At 72.7% G+C, this 15,053-nt stretch carries 14 protein-coding genes and 1 riboswitch; of the genes, 6 read left to right on the top strand and 8 right to left on the bottom strand.

Features of this window, described 5'->3' with window-relative positions; translation table 11 throughout:
• Window positions 1-17: 17 nt before the first annotated feature.
• Window positions 18-851 carry an NUDIX hydrolase gene (locus AB0O48_RS07235; RefSeq protein ID WP_365063772.1) on the bottom strand — a complete coding sequence of 278 codons (834 nt, stop codon included), beginning with the start codon at window positions 849-851 and terminating at the stop codon, window positions 18-20.
• A gap of 105 nt (window positions 852-956) precedes the next feature.
• Here AB0O48_RS07235 and AB0O48_RS07230 point away from each other — a divergent pair, with 105 nt between their 5' ends.
• Window positions 957-1,925 (top strand): Gfo/Idh/MocA family oxidoreductase, encoded by a 969-nt coding sequence (locus AB0O48_RS07230; protein ID WP_365063769.1) that lies wholly within the window; start codon window positions 957-959, stop codon window positions 1,923-1,925.
• Between the two features lie 51 nt (window positions 1,926-1,976).
• Here the strand turns inward: AB0O48_RS07230 and AB0O48_RS07225 are convergent, their stop codons facing one another.
• The 3 genes from AB0O48_RS07225 to AB0O48_RS07215 all read right to left on the bottom strand — a co-directional run bounded on the left by AB0O48_RS07225 (window position 1,977) and on the right by AB0O48_RS07215 (window position 4,691).
• Window positions 1,977-2,990: an inorganic phosphate transporter gene (locus tag AB0O48_RS07225; protein WP_357068198.1), complete on the bottom strand. Its 1,014-nt coding sequence runs from the start codon at window positions 2,988-2,990 to the stop codon at window positions 1,977-1,979.
• Window positions 2,991-2,994: 4 nt separating this feature from the next.
• The gene (locus AB0O48_RS07220; protein WP_053655020.1) at window positions 2,995-3,621 is read right to left on the bottom strand and encodes a DUF47 family protein; all 627 of its coding nucleotides are present in this window, start codon (window positions 3,619-3,621) and stop codon (window positions 2,995-2,997) included.
• Window positions 3,622-3,749: 128 nt separating this feature from the next.
• Window positions 3,750-4,691, bottom strand: a complete 942-nt coding sequence (locus tag AB0O48_RS07215; RefSeq protein WP_357253751.1) for a PPK2 family polyphosphate kinase — start codon at window positions 4,689-4,691, stop codon at window positions 3,750-3,752.
• 170 nt (window positions 4,692-4,861) lie between these two features.
• Between AB0O48_RS07215 and sigJ the strand changes: the two genes are divergently transcribed.
• Window positions 4,862-5,827 carry an RNA polymerase sigma factor SigJ gene (gene sigJ / locus AB0O48_RS07210; RefSeq protein ID WP_357253749.1) on the top strand — a complete coding sequence of 322 codons (966 nt, stop codon included), beginning with the start codon at window positions 4,862-4,864 and terminating at the stop codon, window positions 5,825-5,827.
• A 19-nt stretch (window positions 5,828-5,846) separates the two neighbouring features.
• On the opposite strand, the gene AB0O48_RS07205 is transcribed toward sigJ, so the two are convergent.
• Complete coding sequence (locus AB0O48_RS07205) at window positions 5,847-6,353, bottom strand: DUF402 domain-containing protein (protein WP_365063762.1); 507 nt, start codon at window positions 6,351-6,353, stop codon at window positions 5,847-5,849.
• A gap of 143 nt (window positions 6,354-6,496) precedes the next feature.
• On the opposite strand from AB0O48_RS07205, the gene AB0O48_RS07200 reads away from it, so the two are divergent.
• Window positions 6,497-8,659: an ATP-dependent DNA helicase gene (locus AB0O48_RS07200; protein ID WP_357253745.1), complete on the top strand. Its 2,163-nt coding sequence runs from the start codon at window positions 6,497-6,499 to the stop codon at window positions 8,657-8,659.
• A 112-nt stretch (window positions 8,660-8,771) separates the two neighbouring features.
• Here AB0O48_RS07200 and AB0O48_RS07195 read toward each other — a convergent pair whose 3' ends face one another.
• Complete coding sequence (locus AB0O48_RS07195; RefSeq protein ID WP_357253743.1) at window positions 8,772-10,136, bottom strand: AI-2E family transporter; 1,365 nt, start codon at window positions 10,134-10,136, stop codon at window positions 8,772-8,774.
• 106 nt (window positions 10,137-10,242) lie between these two features.
• Here AB0O48_RS07195 and AB0O48_RS07190 point away from each other — a divergent pair, with 106 nt between their 5' ends.
• The gene (locus AB0O48_RS07190; protein WP_355027574.1) at window positions 10,243-10,581 is read left to right on the top strand and encodes a co-chaperone GroES; all 339 of its coding nucleotides are present in this window, start codon (window positions 10,243-10,245) and stop codon (window positions 10,579-10,581) included.
• Window positions 10,582-10,674: 93 nt separating this feature from the next.
• Window positions 10,675-10,842 carry a hypothetical protein gene (locus AB0O48_RS07185; RefSeq protein WP_357253742.1) on the top strand — a complete coding sequence of 56 codons (168 nt, stop codon included), beginning with the start codon at window positions 10,675-10,677 and terminating at the stop codon, window positions 10,840-10,842.
• Between the two features lie 25 nt (window positions 10,843-10,867).
• Here AB0O48_RS07185 and AB0O48_RS07180 read toward each other — a convergent pair whose 3' ends face one another.
• Entirely contained in the window at window positions 10,868-12,349 is a 1,482-nt protein-coding gene (locus AB0O48_RS07180) for a PrsW family intramembrane metalloprotease (protein ID WP_357253740.1), read from the bottom strand.
• A 23-nt stretch (window positions 12,350-12,372) separates the two neighbouring features.
• Window positions 12,373-12,493: riboswitch (SAM riboswitch) on the top strand.
• A 46-nt stretch (window positions 12,494-12,539) separates the two neighbouring features.
• On the opposite strand from AB0O48_RS07180, the gene AB0O48_RS07175 reads away from it, so the two are divergent.
• The gene (locus AB0O48_RS07175; protein ID WP_365063756.1) at window positions 12,540-13,805 is read left to right on the top strand and encodes an aminotransferase class V-fold PLP-dependent enzyme; all 1,266 of its coding nucleotides are present in this window, start codon (window positions 12,540-12,542) and stop codon (window positions 13,803-13,805) included.
• Window positions 13,806-13,820: 15 nt separating this feature from the next.
• Here AB0O48_RS07175 and AB0O48_RS07170 read toward each other — a convergent pair whose 3' ends face one another.
• Window positions 13,821-15,023 carry an FUSC family protein gene (locus AB0O48_RS07170; protein WP_365064363.1) on the bottom strand — a complete coding sequence of 401 codons (1,203 nt, stop codon included), beginning with the start codon at window positions 15,021-15,023 and terminating at the stop codon, window positions 13,821-13,823.
• Window positions 15,024-15,053 lie beyond the last annotated feature (30 nt).

Below are 15,053 nucleotides of genomic sequence, written 5' to 3'. Positions count from 1 at the left end.
AGCGCGGCAACTCCCGGTCAGCCCAGGACGAAGCGGGGTGCGCCGTCCGGGGGCAGGTCCAGGCGTGGGGTGACCGGGCTGGCGGCGTCCCGATCGGCCGCCGCTCGCGCCACCCCGGCCAGGTCACCGGCCGCCGCCACCTGGGCCAGCGTGACCAGGGTCGGTGGCAGCATGGTCAGCTCGCCGGCCTGCGCGCGGGCCAGCGCGTCCGCCGGGCGTATCCACAGGGTGTGGTCGGCCTCGCCGGAGACGTCGCGGGTCCGCTGGCCCGCCGGCAGCAGGGCCACGAAGAAGTACGTGTCGAAGCGACGCGGCTCGAACTCCGGGGTGATCCACCGGCTCCACGGCAGCAGCAGGTCCGACCGCAGGGTGAGCTGCCGGTTGGCGAGCAGCTCGGCGAAGCCCAGCCGGCGCCCCTCCAGGTCCTGCCGGGCGGCCTCCCAGTCGTCCCCGCTGACGTCGCCCACCACGGTCGCCGGGTCCGGGCCGGCAAGCAGCACGCCCACCTCCTCGAAGACCTCCCGGGCGGCGGCACAGACGACGGCCTGCGCGGCTTCCGGGGTCACCCCGAGCCGCCCGGCCCACTCGGCGGGTGCCGGCCCGGCCCAGTCCAGGTGTGCAGCGGAGTCGGAGCGGTCCACCCCACCGCCGGGGAAGGCGTACATCCCGCCGAAGGTCATCGCGGCGACCCGGCGGATGACGTACACCTCGAAGTCGACGTCGGTCGGACGCAGCAGCAGCACGGTGGCGGCGACCCGCGGCGTCGCCGGGGTGCCGCCCTCGGCCTGGAACCGGCGGGCGTGCTCGACCAGGGCGGCCGGGGCGGCGAAGCCGTCACTGTCGATCGTCATGCCCGCGAGCCTAGTTCGCGGCAGCGCGACCGCCGGCAGCGCGCCAGCCTCGTCGGGTGGGTGGGGGCAGTGGCGGGTTTAGCTGGCTCGGCTAGCGTGCCCTGCATGACTCGTTGGGGCATCCTGGCCACCGGCCACATCGCCAGCCGTTTCGCCGAAGACCTCCGGCTGGTGCCGGACGCCGAGCTGGTCGCGGTCGGCTCGCGCGCCGTCGAGAGCGCGCGGCGGTTCGCCGACACCCACGGCGCGAAGCGCGCGTACGGCTCCTGGGTGGAGTTGGCCGCCGACCCGGAGGTGGACGCGATCTACGTGGCGACCCCGCACTCCGCGCACCACGAGGCGGCGATGACCTGCCTGACCGCCGGGCGGGCGGTGCTGTTGGAGAAGCCGTTCACCCTCGACCTGTCCACCAGCACCGAACTGGTGGACACCGCCCGCGCCGCCGGGGTCTTCCTGATGGAGGCCATGTGGATGCGGCTGAATCCGCTGATCCTGCGCGTGGTCGACCTGATCGCGGACGGGGCGATCGGCACGGTGACCGGCGTCCGGGCCGATTTCGGGGTGGCCGGGCCGTTCCCGCCGGAGCACCGGATGCGCAACGCCGCGCTGGGCGGGGGCGCCCTGCTCGACCTGGGGATCTACCCGATCAGCCTGGCCCACCTGCTGCTCGGCGTGCCGCAGCACATCCGCTCCTGGGCGCAGCTCGGCCCGGAGGGGACGGACGAGAACACCGGCATGCTGTTCGGCTACGACAGCGGAGCGCTGGCAACGCTGAGCTGCGGCATGGTCGGATTGAGCGGGCAGACCGCCTCGATCACGGGCACCACCGGACGGATCGACCTGCCGGAGCCGTTCTTCCGGCCGGGTTCCGTGGTCCTGCACCGGGCCGGCGCGGAGCCGGAGACGATCGTTGCCGACGGGGCCGGCAACGGCTACCAGTACGAGGCGATCGAGGTGCAGCGCTGCCTGGCCGCCGGGCTGACCGAGAGCCCGGTGGTGCCGCATTCCACGACCCTTGAGGTGATGGCGCTGCTGGACACGGTGCGCGAGCAGATCGGCGTCCGGTACGAGTGACCCGAACGGCCCCGGTCGCGGTGACCGGGGCCGTTTAGGTGCCGGGTCCGGTCAGCCGAAGAGCGGCCGGACCAGCAGGTAGGTGACGCAGGCGATCAGCGCTGCGGCCGGGAACGTGATGATCCAGGCGAGCACGATGTTGCCGGCGACGTTCCAGCGGACCGCGGAGAGCCGCTTCGTCGCGCCGACACCCATGATCGCCGAGGTGATCGTGTGGGTGGTGGAGATCGGGGCCTTCAGCACCAGGGCGTTGAAGTAGAGCACCGCGCTGGCGACCGTCTCGGCGGCGAAGCCCTCCGGCGGCCCCAGGTCGATGATCTTGCGACCGAGGGTCCGGATGATCCGCCAGCCGCCGGCGTACGTGCCCAGGGCCAGCATCGTCGCCGAGGTCCAGAACACCCAGCCCGGGATGTGCGTCTTGCTCTCCTGGAAGCCGCCGGTGTAGAGCGCCAGCACGACGATGCCCATGGTCTTGGCGGCGTCCTGCATGCCGTGACCGACCGACATGGCCGCCGCCGAGACGGTCTGCGCCCAGCGGAAGCCCCGGTTGAGCTTGCCCGGCTGCCCCTTCCGGAACAGCCAGAGGATGGCGAGCATCAGCAGGTAGCCGAGGGTCAGGCCGACGATCGGCGAGAGCACCATCGGCAGCAGCACCTTCTCGCCGATGTTGCCCCACTGCACGATGCCGCCGGTGGACAGCAGGGTCGCGCCGACCAGGCCGCCGAAGAGGGCGTGCGAGGACGACGAGGGCAGACCGAAGTACCAGGTGATCAGGTTCCAGGCGATCGCCCCGAGCACCCCGGCGAAGACCACGCCGAGACTGTTCACCCCGGTCGGGAGGGTGACCAGGCCGTCGCCGACGGTCTTGGCGACGCCGGCGCCGAAGTGCGCGCCGACGAAGTTGCCGACCGCGGCGAGACCGAGGGCGATCCTGGGGGTCAGCGCCCGGGTGGAGACGCTTGTCGCGATCGCGTTGGCGGCGTCGTGGAAGCCGTTGGTGTAGTCGAACGCCAGGGCTACCCCGATCACCGCCAGGACGGCGATGAGTTCGGGTGTGAAGGTCACCGGCTCAGGACTCCTTGACCGCGATGGTCTCGACCGTGTTGGCCACGTGCTCGAAGGCGTCGCAGGCGGCCTCCAGTTCGTCGGCGACCTCCTTCATCTTCAGCACCGTCAACGCGTCGTACTCACCGGAGAAGAGGCGGACGAGCAACTGCCGGTTGATCCGGTCGCCCTCGTTCTCCAGCCGGTTGCACTCGATCCAGTAGTCCTCAAGATCCTTCATCGACTTCAGTCGGGGCATCGCGTCGGCGGTCAGCTTGGCCTGCTGGTCGAGCACGTTGACCATCTCGTGCAGCTCGCGGGGCAGCGCCGGCAGCTCGGTCAGCCCGTAGAGGTAGAGCAGGTCGCCCACCGCTTCCAGGTGGTCCATCACGTCGTCGAGCAGCGAGCCGAGCCGGTAGATGTCCTCCCGGTCGAACGGCGTGATGAACGTCGAGTTGATCTTCTTGTACAGGTCGTGGGTGATCTGGTCGCTGTCGTGCTCGACCTCGGTCAGCCGCTCGCTGACGGACTGGACGTCCACACCCGGCAGGGCCAGCTCGTTGAGCAGCGCGGTGCCCCGGACCAGGTTCTGCGCGGCCCTGGTGAAGAGCTCGTAGAAGGCGCCCTCGGTGGGGCGGAAGGAAAACTTCACAGCACAGACCTCGTCGCGTCGGTGGAAGGGTGGCGGAGCCCGAAGAACGTCCGCTCGGTGAATGCTAGGAGCCGGTAGAACCGCGAATTCGCCGGCCCACCCCTGGCCAAGCCTCATTCACCGCTCGTTCACCTGCTGTTCATCTCGGCCGTCCCACCCGCATCCACTCCCCCAGCAACCAATCGCTCCCGCTCACGATCGACGTCGAAATCGGCAGCCGGATACCCCAGGTCGAGGGTGTCGAACGTCTCACGCAGCAGATGAGCCACCGCCCAGTCCCGGTACCACTTACGGTCCGCCGGCACCACGAACCAGGGCGCGGCGTCCGTGCCGCACCGGCTGAGGGCCTCGGCGTACGCGGCCTGGTAGTCGTCCCAGTGCGACCGGGAGTCGACGTCGGAGGGGTTGTACTTCCAGTGCTTGCGTGGGTCGTCGAGCCGCTCCAACAGGCGCTTGCCCTGCTCGGCGTACGAGATGTGCAGCATCACCTTGAGCACGGTCAGCCGCCCCTCGGTCAACTCCCGCTCGAACGAGTTGATCTCGTCATAGCGTGCTCGCCAGGTCGCCTCCGGCACCAGCGAGCCGACCCGGGCGATCAACACGTCCTCGTAGTGCGATCGGTTGAACATCCCCACGTACCCCGGCGGCGGCAACTCCCGCCGGATCCGCCACAGGAAGTCGTGCCGCAACTCCTGGCGGGTCGGCGGCCCGAACGAGCGGATGTGCAGGCCCAGCGGATTCATCGCGCCGGCCACCCGCTTGATCGTGCCGTCCTTGCCACCGCAGTCCATCGCCTGCAGCACCAGCAGCACCCGGCGCGCCGGGCGATCCGACCCGGTCTTGGCCATCGCGTAGAGCATTTCCTGCTGCCGGGCCAGCTCGCCGCCGACCAGCTCCACCTGCTCCCGCGCCCAGGCCTTACGGTGCTCGCCGCGCCCCGCCGTACTCGGCACGCCGGGCGTGGACCGCGGGTCGACCGCGCCCAGATCCACAGGTGCGGTGACCCGCAGCAACTCCCGCACGGAACCGCCGTCCGGTGCCACGATCTGCCCTTGCTGGGGTGCGCTCATCCACGGATCATCGCCCAATCGCAGGCGATCCGCCCGTCGAGGCCCACCCCGCCCCACCACCGGTCGGCACGGTCCGCGGGTCGGCCCGCCGTCGGACGCGGGGCTGCCGGCGCGCCCGGTCGGCGGGAGGATGGACGTCTGGGCGGTGCCGGCGGGGAGGGTGGTGGGTCGTGCAGGATCTGGCGACGGAGTTCGAGGCCGAGCGGGGGCGGCTGCTCTCGGTGGCCCGCCGGATGCTGGGCAGCCGCAGTGAGGCGGAGGACGCCGTGCAGGAGACCTGGCTGCGCTACGCCGGGGCTCTCGCCGACCCGAGCGCCCGCGCCGAGATCCGCGAGCTGTCCGCGTGGCTGACCACCACCTGCGCCCGGATCTGCCTGGACGTGCTCCGTTCGGCGCGGGTCCGCCGGGAGACGTACCCCGGGCAGTGGCTGCCGGAGCCGGTGGTGAGCCCGTTGGGCGCGGCGGCGCTCACGGACGGGTACGCGCCGGACCCGGCCGAACGGGCGGTCCGCACCGACCAGGTCGGCACGGCGTTGCTCGTCGTGCTGGAGCGACTCGCGCCGGAGCAGCGGGTCGCGCTCGTGCTGCACGACGTGTTCGCGATGCCGTTCGCCCGGGTCGCCGACGTGCTCGGCACCACCGAGGTGGCCGCCCGGCAGCTCGCCTACCGGGCACGTCGGGCGGTCACCGCGCCGGACGTGCCCCGGCACACCGCGGACCTGGCCGAGCAGCGCCGGGTGCTCGAAGCGTTCGTCGCCGCCACCGAGTCCGGCGAGCTGGACCAACTGCTCCAGGTGCTCGCGCCGGACGTGGTCTTCGTCGGTGACTCGGGCGGGCACTACCCCTCGGCCCGCCAGCCGGTCGTCGGCGCGGACGCCGTGGGTCGCTTCACGCTCGGCCTGTTCGGCCGGACCGGCCGCTACGCCGGACGGGTGCTGGCCCGGCTCGTGCTCGTCGACGGCGCGCTCGGCCTGCAGATGGAGACCGTGCACAGTGACGGGCGGCCGATCCGCCTGGTCACCGTGTTCGCCGTGGACCAGGGCCGGATCACCGCCATCTACAACCAGATCAACCCGGAGAAGCTGGCCGACCTGCCCCCGCTCGGCGACGGCGACCGCTGGCCACCGCGCTGGTGAGCCGGCCGGGCGTGCGGCGTCAGACCACCAGGCCCAACCACTTGCGGTACGAGGTGGCGAACGGCTCGGTGCCGTCGCCGAGCGCCCCGAAGAGCCGTTGCGCCGCCGCCTCGGCCTCGGCGACCACGTCGTCCGGGTAGCCGAAGCGCGCCCGGTGCTCGGCGAACTCGTCCTCGTCCAGCAGCTCCACCAGGCCGGTGGCCCGACGCCGGACGACGTCCAGGTCCAGGTCGATCAGGTGGACGGTGTCGTTGGACTCCCAGCGGGCCGGGGTGGTGATGTCGCAGTAGACCTCGCTGGTGCGGGGCGGAGGGTTGAACATGGCCGTCCACCAGGCGCGGTGCGGCACCAGCAGAACGAACGGGATCTTCTCCACCGACGGCCGGCCGTGGTAGACCGACTCGGTGCCCTGGGGCACGCCGAGCCAGATGCCGAGGTCGTCCTCGGTGAGCCGGCGGGCCGGGTAGTCGCGGTGGGCGCTGCCGTCGTACTTGCGGTAGATCACGCGGACCATGTCGCTCGGCATGATTCGCACCCTAACCGATACTGCCCACCCGTCGTAGTGCGGCGGTAACCGGACGGCGCGACCTGGACGACCAGCGTGGCCCGTGGCGCGCCACGCGGCGGAGGGGCACGGCCGGTGTCGGCGGCGGCGGGTACCGTCGCACGGTGACTCCGCCCCGCAGCACCACCGGTTCCGCCACTCCGTCGGCCCGCGCCAAGGGCCGGCGGCGGGGTGCCCGGCCCAGCGGCACGGAGCTGCTGGCGGCGGCGGTCGGCGCGGTGCCCGGCGGCGCGGAACGCCCCGGCCAGCAGCAGATGACCACGGCGATCGAGGAGTGCGTGGCCGGCGGCGAGCACCTGCTCGTGCAGGCCGGCACCGGCACCGGCAAGTCGCTTGCCTACCTCGCGCCGGCGCTCACCGTGGACGGCCCGGTGGTGGTCTCCACCGCCACCCTGGCGTTGCAGTCCCAACTGGTCGACCACGACCTGCCCCGGCTGGCCGACGCGGTCGAGCCGGTGCTGGGGCGCCGGCCCACCTTCGCGGTGCTCAAGGGTCGCCACCACTACCTCTGCCTCGCCCGACTGGACAACTCCACCGAGGAGGAACCGGAGGACACCCTCTTCGACGCCCCCGCGGCCCGGCCGGGGGGCGGCACGAAGTGGCTCGGTGAGGCGGGCCGGTTGGGCAAGCAGGTCGAGCGGCTGCGCGACTGGGCCGAGAAGACCGCCACCGGCGACCGCGACGAGCTGGACCCCGGCGTCGACGACCAGGCCTGGCGGCTGGTGTCCATGCCGGCCCGCGAGTGCGTCGGCGCGACCCGTTGCCCGTTCGGGCAGGAGTGCTTCGCCGAGGCGTCCCGCGCCCGTGCCCGTGAGGCCGACATCGTGGTGACCAACCACAGCCTGCTCGCTGTCGACATGCTCGCCGACCGGCACATCGTGCCGCCACACAAGCTGCTCATCGTCGACGAGGCACACGAGCTGGCCGACCGGGTCTCCTCCGCGGCGCAGGCGGAGCTGGTGCCGGAGCTGATCGACCGGACCACCCGGCGGGCCCGTACGCTGCTGCGGCCGGAGACCGCCGAGGCGCTCACCGCCGCCGGTGACGCCCTCGCGGTCGGGCTGGCCGAGGCGCCGGCCGGGCGACTCACCGCCGGGCTGCCGACGCCGTTGCGGGAGGCGTGCACGCTGCTCGACGCGGCGACCCGCTCCGCCCTGGACGCGATCGGCGACATCAAGTCCGACGACCCCGACCCGGTCCGCAAGCAGCAGGCCAAGGCCGCCCTGGACGAGCTGTCCACCACCGCCCAGCGGCTGCTCGAGGAGGGCGACCACGACGTGGCCTGGGTGGAGAAGAACGACAGCGGCAGCCGTCGGGCGCTTGTCGTGGCGCCGCTGTCGGTGGCCGGCACCCTCGCCACCCACCTGTACGACGAGCGCACCGTCGTCGCCACCTCCGCGACCCTGGCGTTGGGCGGTCGGTTCGACACGGTGGCCCGCGCCCTCGGGTTGGACGCCCCGCCGCCCGCCCCGCCGACCCCCGCCGCCGCCGCACTGGCTGCCCGCACCGGCACGGGTCGCCCGGTTGCCGAGTCACCGGGCCGTCGGCTCGCCGGCGACGCCGCCCCGAGTGCTGTCGTACCGGCGACCGAGGGTCCCGGTTGGCGCTCACTCGACGTTGGTTCGCCGTTCGACTACGCCCGGCAGGGCATCCTGTACGTCGCCGCGCACCTGCCCCGCCCCAGCGTCTCCGGGCTGCCCGACGCCGCCGGGGAGGAGCTACTCGGGCTGGTCGAGGCGCTCGGTGGTCGTACTCTCGGGCTTTTCTCCTCTCGGCGGGCCGCGCAGCAGGCGGCGGAGCTGCTGCGCGCGCGGACCGACCTGCCGGTGCTGTTGCAGGGCGAGGAGGCGCTGCCGTTGCTGGTCCGCCGATTCCGGGAGGAGCGGGCGAGCTGCCTGTTCGGCGTGATGTCGCTCTGGCAGGGCGTGGACGTGCCGGGTGACGCCTGCCAGCTCGTCGTCATCGACCGGCTGCCGTTCCCGCGCCCGGACGAGCCGTTGGCGGCGGCCCGTGCCGCGGCCGTGGATGCGGGCGGTGGTTCCGGCTTCTCGGCGGTCAGCGTGCCGATCGCGGCGGTCCGGCTGGCTCAGGGTGTGGGCCGGCTGATCCGGGCGACCGGCGACCGGGGCGTGGTCGCGGTGCTCGACTCCCGGCTGGAGACGGCCCGTGGCTACGGGCCGTTCCTGCGCCGCTCGCTGCCGCCGTTCTGGTACACGACCCGCCCCGAGGTGGCCCGAGGCGCCCTGCAACGCCTCGCCAAGTCCTGACCCAGCCGCGCCACGCGCCGCCAAGATCGCGCTACAACAAGGAAACAGTGGCCTCCCCGAGCGGGGAGGCCACTGTTTCCACGATCGTGCGTGATCTTGGGACGGCGCGGGGTCAGGGTGCCTGGGAGGCGACGACCACCGCGTCGGGCGGGGTGTCCGGGACCCTGCGGGCGGCGAGCCGGCGGACCCCGGTGTTCAGCACCGCGATGAGCGGCACGGAGACCAGCGCTCCGGTGATGCCGGCGAGTACGACACCCGCGGCGATGCCGATGATCACCGCGAGCGGGTGGAGGGCGACCGCTCGTCCCATGATCAGCGGTTGGAGGATGTGGCCCTCCACCTGCTGCACGAGGATCACTGCTCCGAGGATGATCAACGCGATACCCGGGCCGCTGTCGACGAGTGCCACCAGCACCGCCACGCCACCGGAGAGCGCCGCGCCGACGATCGGGATGAACGCGCCGAGGAAGACGAGCGCGGCCAGCGGGAAGGCGAACGGGATGTCGAAGACGACCAGGAAGATGCCGATGCCGACCGCGTCGATGAAGGCCACCAGAACTGTCGCGCGCACGTAGGCGCCGAGCGTGTGCCAGGAGGCGCGGCCCGCGTCGTCGACCTTCCACCGGGCGGCCACCGGCAGCAGCCGGACCAGGAAGCGCCAGATCCGGTTGCCGTCGCGCAGGAAGAAGAACGTCGCGAAGAGCACCAGAAGCGTGCCGGTCAGCACCTCGGCCAGGGTGGCGGCGGTGCTCAGGGCGCCGCTGGTGAACTTGGAGGTGTTGTCGTTGATCCAGGCCTGCGCCTCGTCGATGTAGCGGTCGAGCTGCGTGTCGGAGAGGTGCAGTGGGCCCGTCTTCAGCCAGTTCTGGATCTGCCGGACGCCCTCCGAGGACTTCTCGCTCAGCTCGGGCACACCTCGGATGAACTCGTTCACCACGAGCGTCAGCGTGCCGATCACCGCGGCGAGACCGCCGACCAGCACCACCGCCGTCGCCAGCGACCGGGGCAGCCGAGCCCGCAGCAGCCAGCCCACCGCCGGCGCGAGCAGCGCGGAGAGCAGCAGCGCGATGGCCAGCGGAATGATCACGATCTTGACGGTGCTGACGATCCTGAGCAGGGCCCAGGCCACCACACCGATCACGATCAGCCGCCAGCACCAGGCGGCGGCGATCCGCAGCCCGTGCGGGACGTCGGCGTCGTCCCGGCTGGAGGTCGAGCTGTGCAGGTCCACCGGAGGTTCCGCGCCGAAGACCGAGGCCGTCGGCGGTGCGGTCGGCCCCGGCACGGCAGGCGACGCCACCCGTGCGGCGTCCGACACGTCACCCAACTCGTCGGGCGAAATGCCCTCGTCGGCGGGGGCCGACTCCTGTCGTGACTGGTAGGCGCGACGAAGCCGCCCGCGTACCCGCTCGAAGCGGCTCAAGCGCACCTCCTGGCAGTTAAACCGGCCCGCCCACAGCGACAGGTCGGACAGCATACGTCCGTTCCGGACACCGTAGGGCAGTTCCGCCACACAATGCCCCGACCACCACCGGCGTAACCACCGGCGGACCCGTCGTCGGCCACACGGTAGCGTCTGCGGCGTGACCGCGGACAATGATCTGGACGCCGGCCTGCCGATCCGCCTGCTGCACGATCGAGTGCTGGTGCGGATGGAGGGCAGCGAGGGCGAGCGCCGTTCCACCGCCGGCATCGTCATCCCGGCGACGGCCCAGGTCGGTAAGCGCCTCGCCTGGGCCACGGCGGTCGGGGTGGGGCCGAACGTGCGCGCCATCGTGTCCGGCGACCGGGTGCTCTTCGACCCCGACGACCGCTCCGAGGTCGAGCTGCACGGCCGCGGGTACGTGCTGCTGCGGGAGCGCGACGTGCACGCGGTGGCCGCCGAGCGGATCGAGAACGACCCCACCGGCCTCTACCTCTGACGCACCTCCCCCGGCCAGCAGGCCGCGCCGCGCATCGTTTGCCCGGCCGCACGACGGGAAGCCATCCGGCGACCGTGGCCCTGGGGAGGGACGATGCCAGTATTCGTGAAGAAGCTGTTGACCTGGGGCAGTGTTGCGTTCCTGATCTACTTCATGGCCTTCCGGCCGGACGGCGCCGCGCAGATCTTCAAGGCCATCGGTGGTGCGCTGATGGCGATGTTCCAGGGCTTCGGTGACTTCCTCACCTCGCTGATGACGTGAGGCCGCCGGCCGGGGGCGCCCGCCGTCAGGGGTGTCCCGTGGGCCACGGCGCCGCCGAGCGCGGGCCGGGCCAACCGGGCGGGGCGTAGCCCACCGGAGGCGGTGGCGCGGGGGCCAGCACCACCGGGATCGGCACCACCGGGTCGTCCGGCGCTTCCACCGGCCGCTGCGTACCGTCCGGGAAGCGCAGGTGGTAGCGGCTGCCGTCCCAGACCCCCGTCGGGGCCTGCGGGTCCCGGCCGACGAAGAACGACCGGTACGCGTTCATCGCGTCCAGCAGCTCCCGCTCCTCCCGCGCGGTCCGTTCCTGGTCGGCGGGCTTGCGGTCCAGGCCGCGCAGCGAGCCGTCGCGCAGCAGGGCCAGTCGGGTGGCGGCGGACTGGTAGCCGCGCATCGCCCGCACCCCGGCGTCGCCGGCCACCCGCCGCGCCCAACTGCGGGCCGCGTGCCGCCGGCCGAGGCTGCTCAGCGCCGCCACCTCGGGTGGGCTCAGCCAACCGGCGCGGACGTAGTCCGGCAGGGTCCGCTCGGTGAGCCGCCCCTCCCAGGCGCGCAACCACACCGCGAAACCCACCATGCCGAAGAAGACCGGCACCATCAGGCCCAGGAAGCCGTACAGCATGATCAACGCCTCGCCGGTGGCCTGGGTAAGCGTGGGCAGCAGGTTCCACGTGCCGTGCAACATCATCGCCAGCAGCAGGCCGGCGATCGGGGCGAGCACCCGGACCCGCCGGTCGGCCGTCCGCGCCGCGATGCCCAGCCCCACACCGGTCATCGAGGTGAAGAGCGGATGGGCGAACCCGAACAGCAGGATCCGCAGGATGAAGATCGAGATGACCTGGTTGACGCCGGTCACCGGACCGTACCGGTCGGCTCCGGACGCGTAGCCCAGCCCACCCAGGTAGAGGATGTTCTCCACCATGGCGAAGCCGACCGCGGACAGCCCGCAGTAGACCAGGCCGTCGGTGATCCCGGACCACTCCCGTCGCCGGAACACCAGCAGCAGGATCGGGCCCAGCGCCTTGGTCAACTCCTCGATGAACGGCGCCACCAGCACGCCGGTGAGCGCGTCGGGCAGCCCCCAGGCGGCGAACCGGTTGGCGGCGAATTCGTTGACCGTGAGCGAGGCGGCGGTGGAGACGAATGCTCCCCAGGCGAAGCAGAAGATCAGATACTTCAACGGCTCCGGTTCGTACCGGTCCAGCCAGAGGAAGCAGGCGACCAGCACCGGCACCGGCAGGATGGCGGCGGCCACCCCGATCAGCAGTGCCTGCGCGCCGAGCGACTGGCCGAGCCTGAAGACCATGAACACCGCGCAGGCGGCGATGAGCAGCACCACCCCGGCCAACGCCAAGAACCGCCGCCAGCCCAGCCGGCGCAGCGGCATCCGGGGCGCTCCGCCGACGGACGGAGCCACGGGCGCGGGCGGCGACGGCAGGGGCGTACCGGGCGGGGTGTCGGCCATGCGGTCAGCGTAGCCATCCGCCGCCGGCTGGTCCGGTCGCATCGGTTGCCGCTATGCTGCCCGCAGGTCACGAGTGCCAGCGTTCAGCCCCGGCTTGCTGGCCGGCAACCCTCGTCGAGTTCGCGGTGGGGTGCCCCGGGTGATGACCGGGCCCAGCCCGATCGGTGTGCTGGGCAAGCGCGGACCCCGTCCCGATGCCGCACCCGGGGTCCCTGACCCCGGAGGTTCCGGCGTGCCCGTCACCCTCGTTCCCTCGCTGCCCACCCTGCCCACCGTCGCGCCCGCGTCGGTGCCGCTGGACGTCCTCGGCGTGCCCGGTGAGATCAACCTGGACTACGCGGCGAGCGCACCCTGCGCGCGGGCCGCCGCCGACGCGGTGGCCGAACTGCTGCCCTGGTACGCCAGCGTGCATCGCGGCGCGGGCGCGCTGTCGCGGCGCTGCACCCTCGCGTACGAGCAGGCCCGGCAGACGATCGGTGACTTCTTCAACGCCCGGGCAGACGATCACGTGATCTTCACCCGCAACACCACTGACGCGCTCAACCTGCTGGCGCGGTCGCTGCCGGCCGGCACCACGGTGGTCACCTTCGCGGGCGAGCACCACGCCAACCTGCTGCCCTGGCCCCGCGGTTCGGTACGGCTGCCGGTGCCGGCCGATCCCGCCGGGGCGGTACGCGACCTCGCCGCCGCCCTCACCGAGCTGCGCCGGGGCAGCAGTCCGGCACTGCCGGTGCTGGTCGCGGTGACGGGTGCGAGCAACGTGACAGGTGAGCGGTGGCCGGTCGCCGAGCTGGCCCGGGTGGCGCACCGGCACGGTGCCCGGATCGTGCTCGATGCCGCACAACTCGCCCCGCACGCCCCGGTCGACCTGTTGGCGCTGGACGCCGACTACCTGGCCGTGTCCGGCCACAAGCTGTACGCGCCGTTCGGTGCGGGCGTGCTGATCGGCCGGGCGGACTGGCTGGACGCCGCCCCGCCGTACCTGGCGGGTGGGGGCGCCACCAGCCACGTCGGCCCGGCCACCCACGACGTGACCTGGGCAACCGGTCCGGCCCGGCACGAGGGTGGCACACCGAACCTGCTCGGCGCGGTCGCGCTGGCGGCCGTGTGCACGGCGCTCGGCGGGGCCGACCGGGATGCGCTGGCCGCCCACGAGCAGGCGCTGCTGACGCGACTGCGGACCGGCATCGAGGCGCTGCCGCACGTGGTGGAGCTGCGCACCTTCGGCCCGAACGCGCCGCGGGTCGGCATCGTCTCGTTCGTGGTCGCCGGCCGGGACTCCGCCGACGTGGCCGCGCGGCTGGCCAGCACGCACCGGATCGGCGTGCGCGACGGGTTGTTCTGTGCCCACCCGCTGGCCCGGCGGCTGCTCGCCGAGGCGGCGGGGCGTACCGGCCGACGGGACCTGCCGCCCACGGCGTTGCGCGCCAGCCTCGGCCTGGGCAGCACCGTCGAGCAGGTGGACCGGCTGCTCGCGGCGCTCGCCGAGTTGGGCTGAGGAGCGCGGCCGCGGTCAGCCGACGGGCGGGGCGGTCGGCGGTTTCGGCGCCTCGCCCGGCTCGGCCGGCTCACCGACCGGCCGCTCCTGCTCCCCGAAGGCGGTGCGGATCCACCGGTTCGCCTCCTCCTGTTCGATCCCGGAGGCCACCAGCAGGTCGCTGGCGGTGGTCCGGATCTGGGCGACGACCACGCTGCCGGAGAAGCCGACGCCGGCGCCGTACGCCCGACCCGCCTCGCTGACCGCGCGCAGCGACCGCTCCCGGGCCTTCGCCGGTTCCTCGCCGGCGGCGAACTCGTGTTTGAGCAGCCGGACCGACTCGGCGAGGTGGCCCATCGCGTCCGGCATCGGATCGGGTACCGGCTCGTCGTCCTCGATCAACGTGACGGACCGGCGGATCAGCGTGCCGGTGTTGCGCATCGCCCGGTCGATCGGGTCGGCCGCCTCCGCGTAGTGGATCAGCTCGCTGCGGCGGTGCCAGCGGGCCGGCGAGAGGGTGGCGGTCTCCTTCGCCCCCTCGATCGCCTCGGCCAACGTGGCCAGTTCCTCCTTGTTGTTACGCAGCCGGTCCAGGGCCCGTTGGACGCCGGCGCGGTCCCGGTTGCGCAACCCGTCCGCGGTGGCGTCGAGCTGGGCGGCGAGCAGGTCCAGCGCCGGCCGGGCGGCCCGGTTGATCACCCGGAGCGGATTCAGCGGCAGCAGCACGGCGGTCACCAGGAGCGCGATCCCGCCACCGAGGAAGGCGTCCACGAAGCGAGGGATCTCCAGATTCTGGGTTGACGGGCTCAGCGTCACGATCAGCACCGCCGTGGCCGCCGCCTGGATGACGATGGCGACGCTCGCCCCGGCGAAGATGGTGAACAGGATCGCGACGGTGACCACCAGGCCGAGCTGCCAGGCCCCGGTGCCGAGCAGGTAGATCAGGAAGTCGCCGATGGCCACCCCGATCCCCACCCCGGCGATCAGCTCGATGGTCCGGCGGAACCGCTGACCGACCGACGCGGCGAGGGTGCCGACCGCGGAGATCGGCGCGAAGACCGGTTGCGGGTTGCCGAGCACCTTGTGCGAGATCAGGTACGCCAGCCCGGCGGCAAGCCCCGCCTGCACGGCCAGCCCGCCGGCCATCCGTACCCGGTGCAGCCGGTCGTGCAGGGTGGCCCGGCCGCGGTCGCGCAGTTGCTCGGTGGCCTCGGCGATCCGTGCGCCGTCGACGTCCACCAGCCCGTCGCGCAGCGCGGTACGTCGCAC

The sequence above is a fragment of the Micromonospora sp. NPDC085948 genome (genome assembly GCF_040686315.1).
Lineage (GTDB): Bacteria > Actinomycetota > Actinomycetes > Mycobacteriales > Micromonosporaceae > Micromonospora.
Note: the sequence above shows the minus strand (reverse complement) of the source record. Positions and strands in the feature narration are given on the sequence as shown.

What these genes read in the sequence shown, in the direction of transcription:
- AB0O48_RS07185 (WP_357253742.1), top strand. Translation starts at nt 10,675, where the DNA reads ATGCCAGTATTCGTGAAGAAGCTGTTGACCTGGGGCAGTGTTGCGTTC.
- AB0O48_RS07180 (WP_357253740.1), bottom strand. Translation starts at nt 12,349, where the DNA reads ATGCGACCGGACCAGCCGGCGGCGGATGGCTACGCTGACCGCATGGCC.
- AB0O48_RS07195 (WP_357253743.1), bottom strand. Translation starts at nt 10,136, where the DNA reads ATGCTGTCCGACCTGTCGCTGTGGGCGGGCCGGTTTAACTGCCAGGAG.
- AB0O48_RS07230 (WP_365063769.1), top strand. Translation starts at nt 957, where the DNA reads ATGACTCGTTGGGGCATCCTGGCCACCGGCCACATCGCCAGCCGTTTC.
- AB0O48_RS07235 (WP_365063772.1), bottom strand. Translation starts at nt 851, where the DNA reads ATGACGATCGACAGTGACGGCTTCGCCGCCCCGGCCGCCCTGGTCGAG.
- AB0O48_RS07205 (WP_365063762.1), bottom strand. Translation starts at nt 6,353, where the DNA reads ATGCCGAGCGACATGGTCCGCGTGATCTACCGCAAGTACGACGGCAGC.
- AB0O48_RS07215 (WP_357253751.1), bottom strand. Translation starts at nt 4,691, where the DNA reads ATGAGCGCACCCCAGCAAGGGCAGATCGTGGCACCGGACGGCGGTTCC.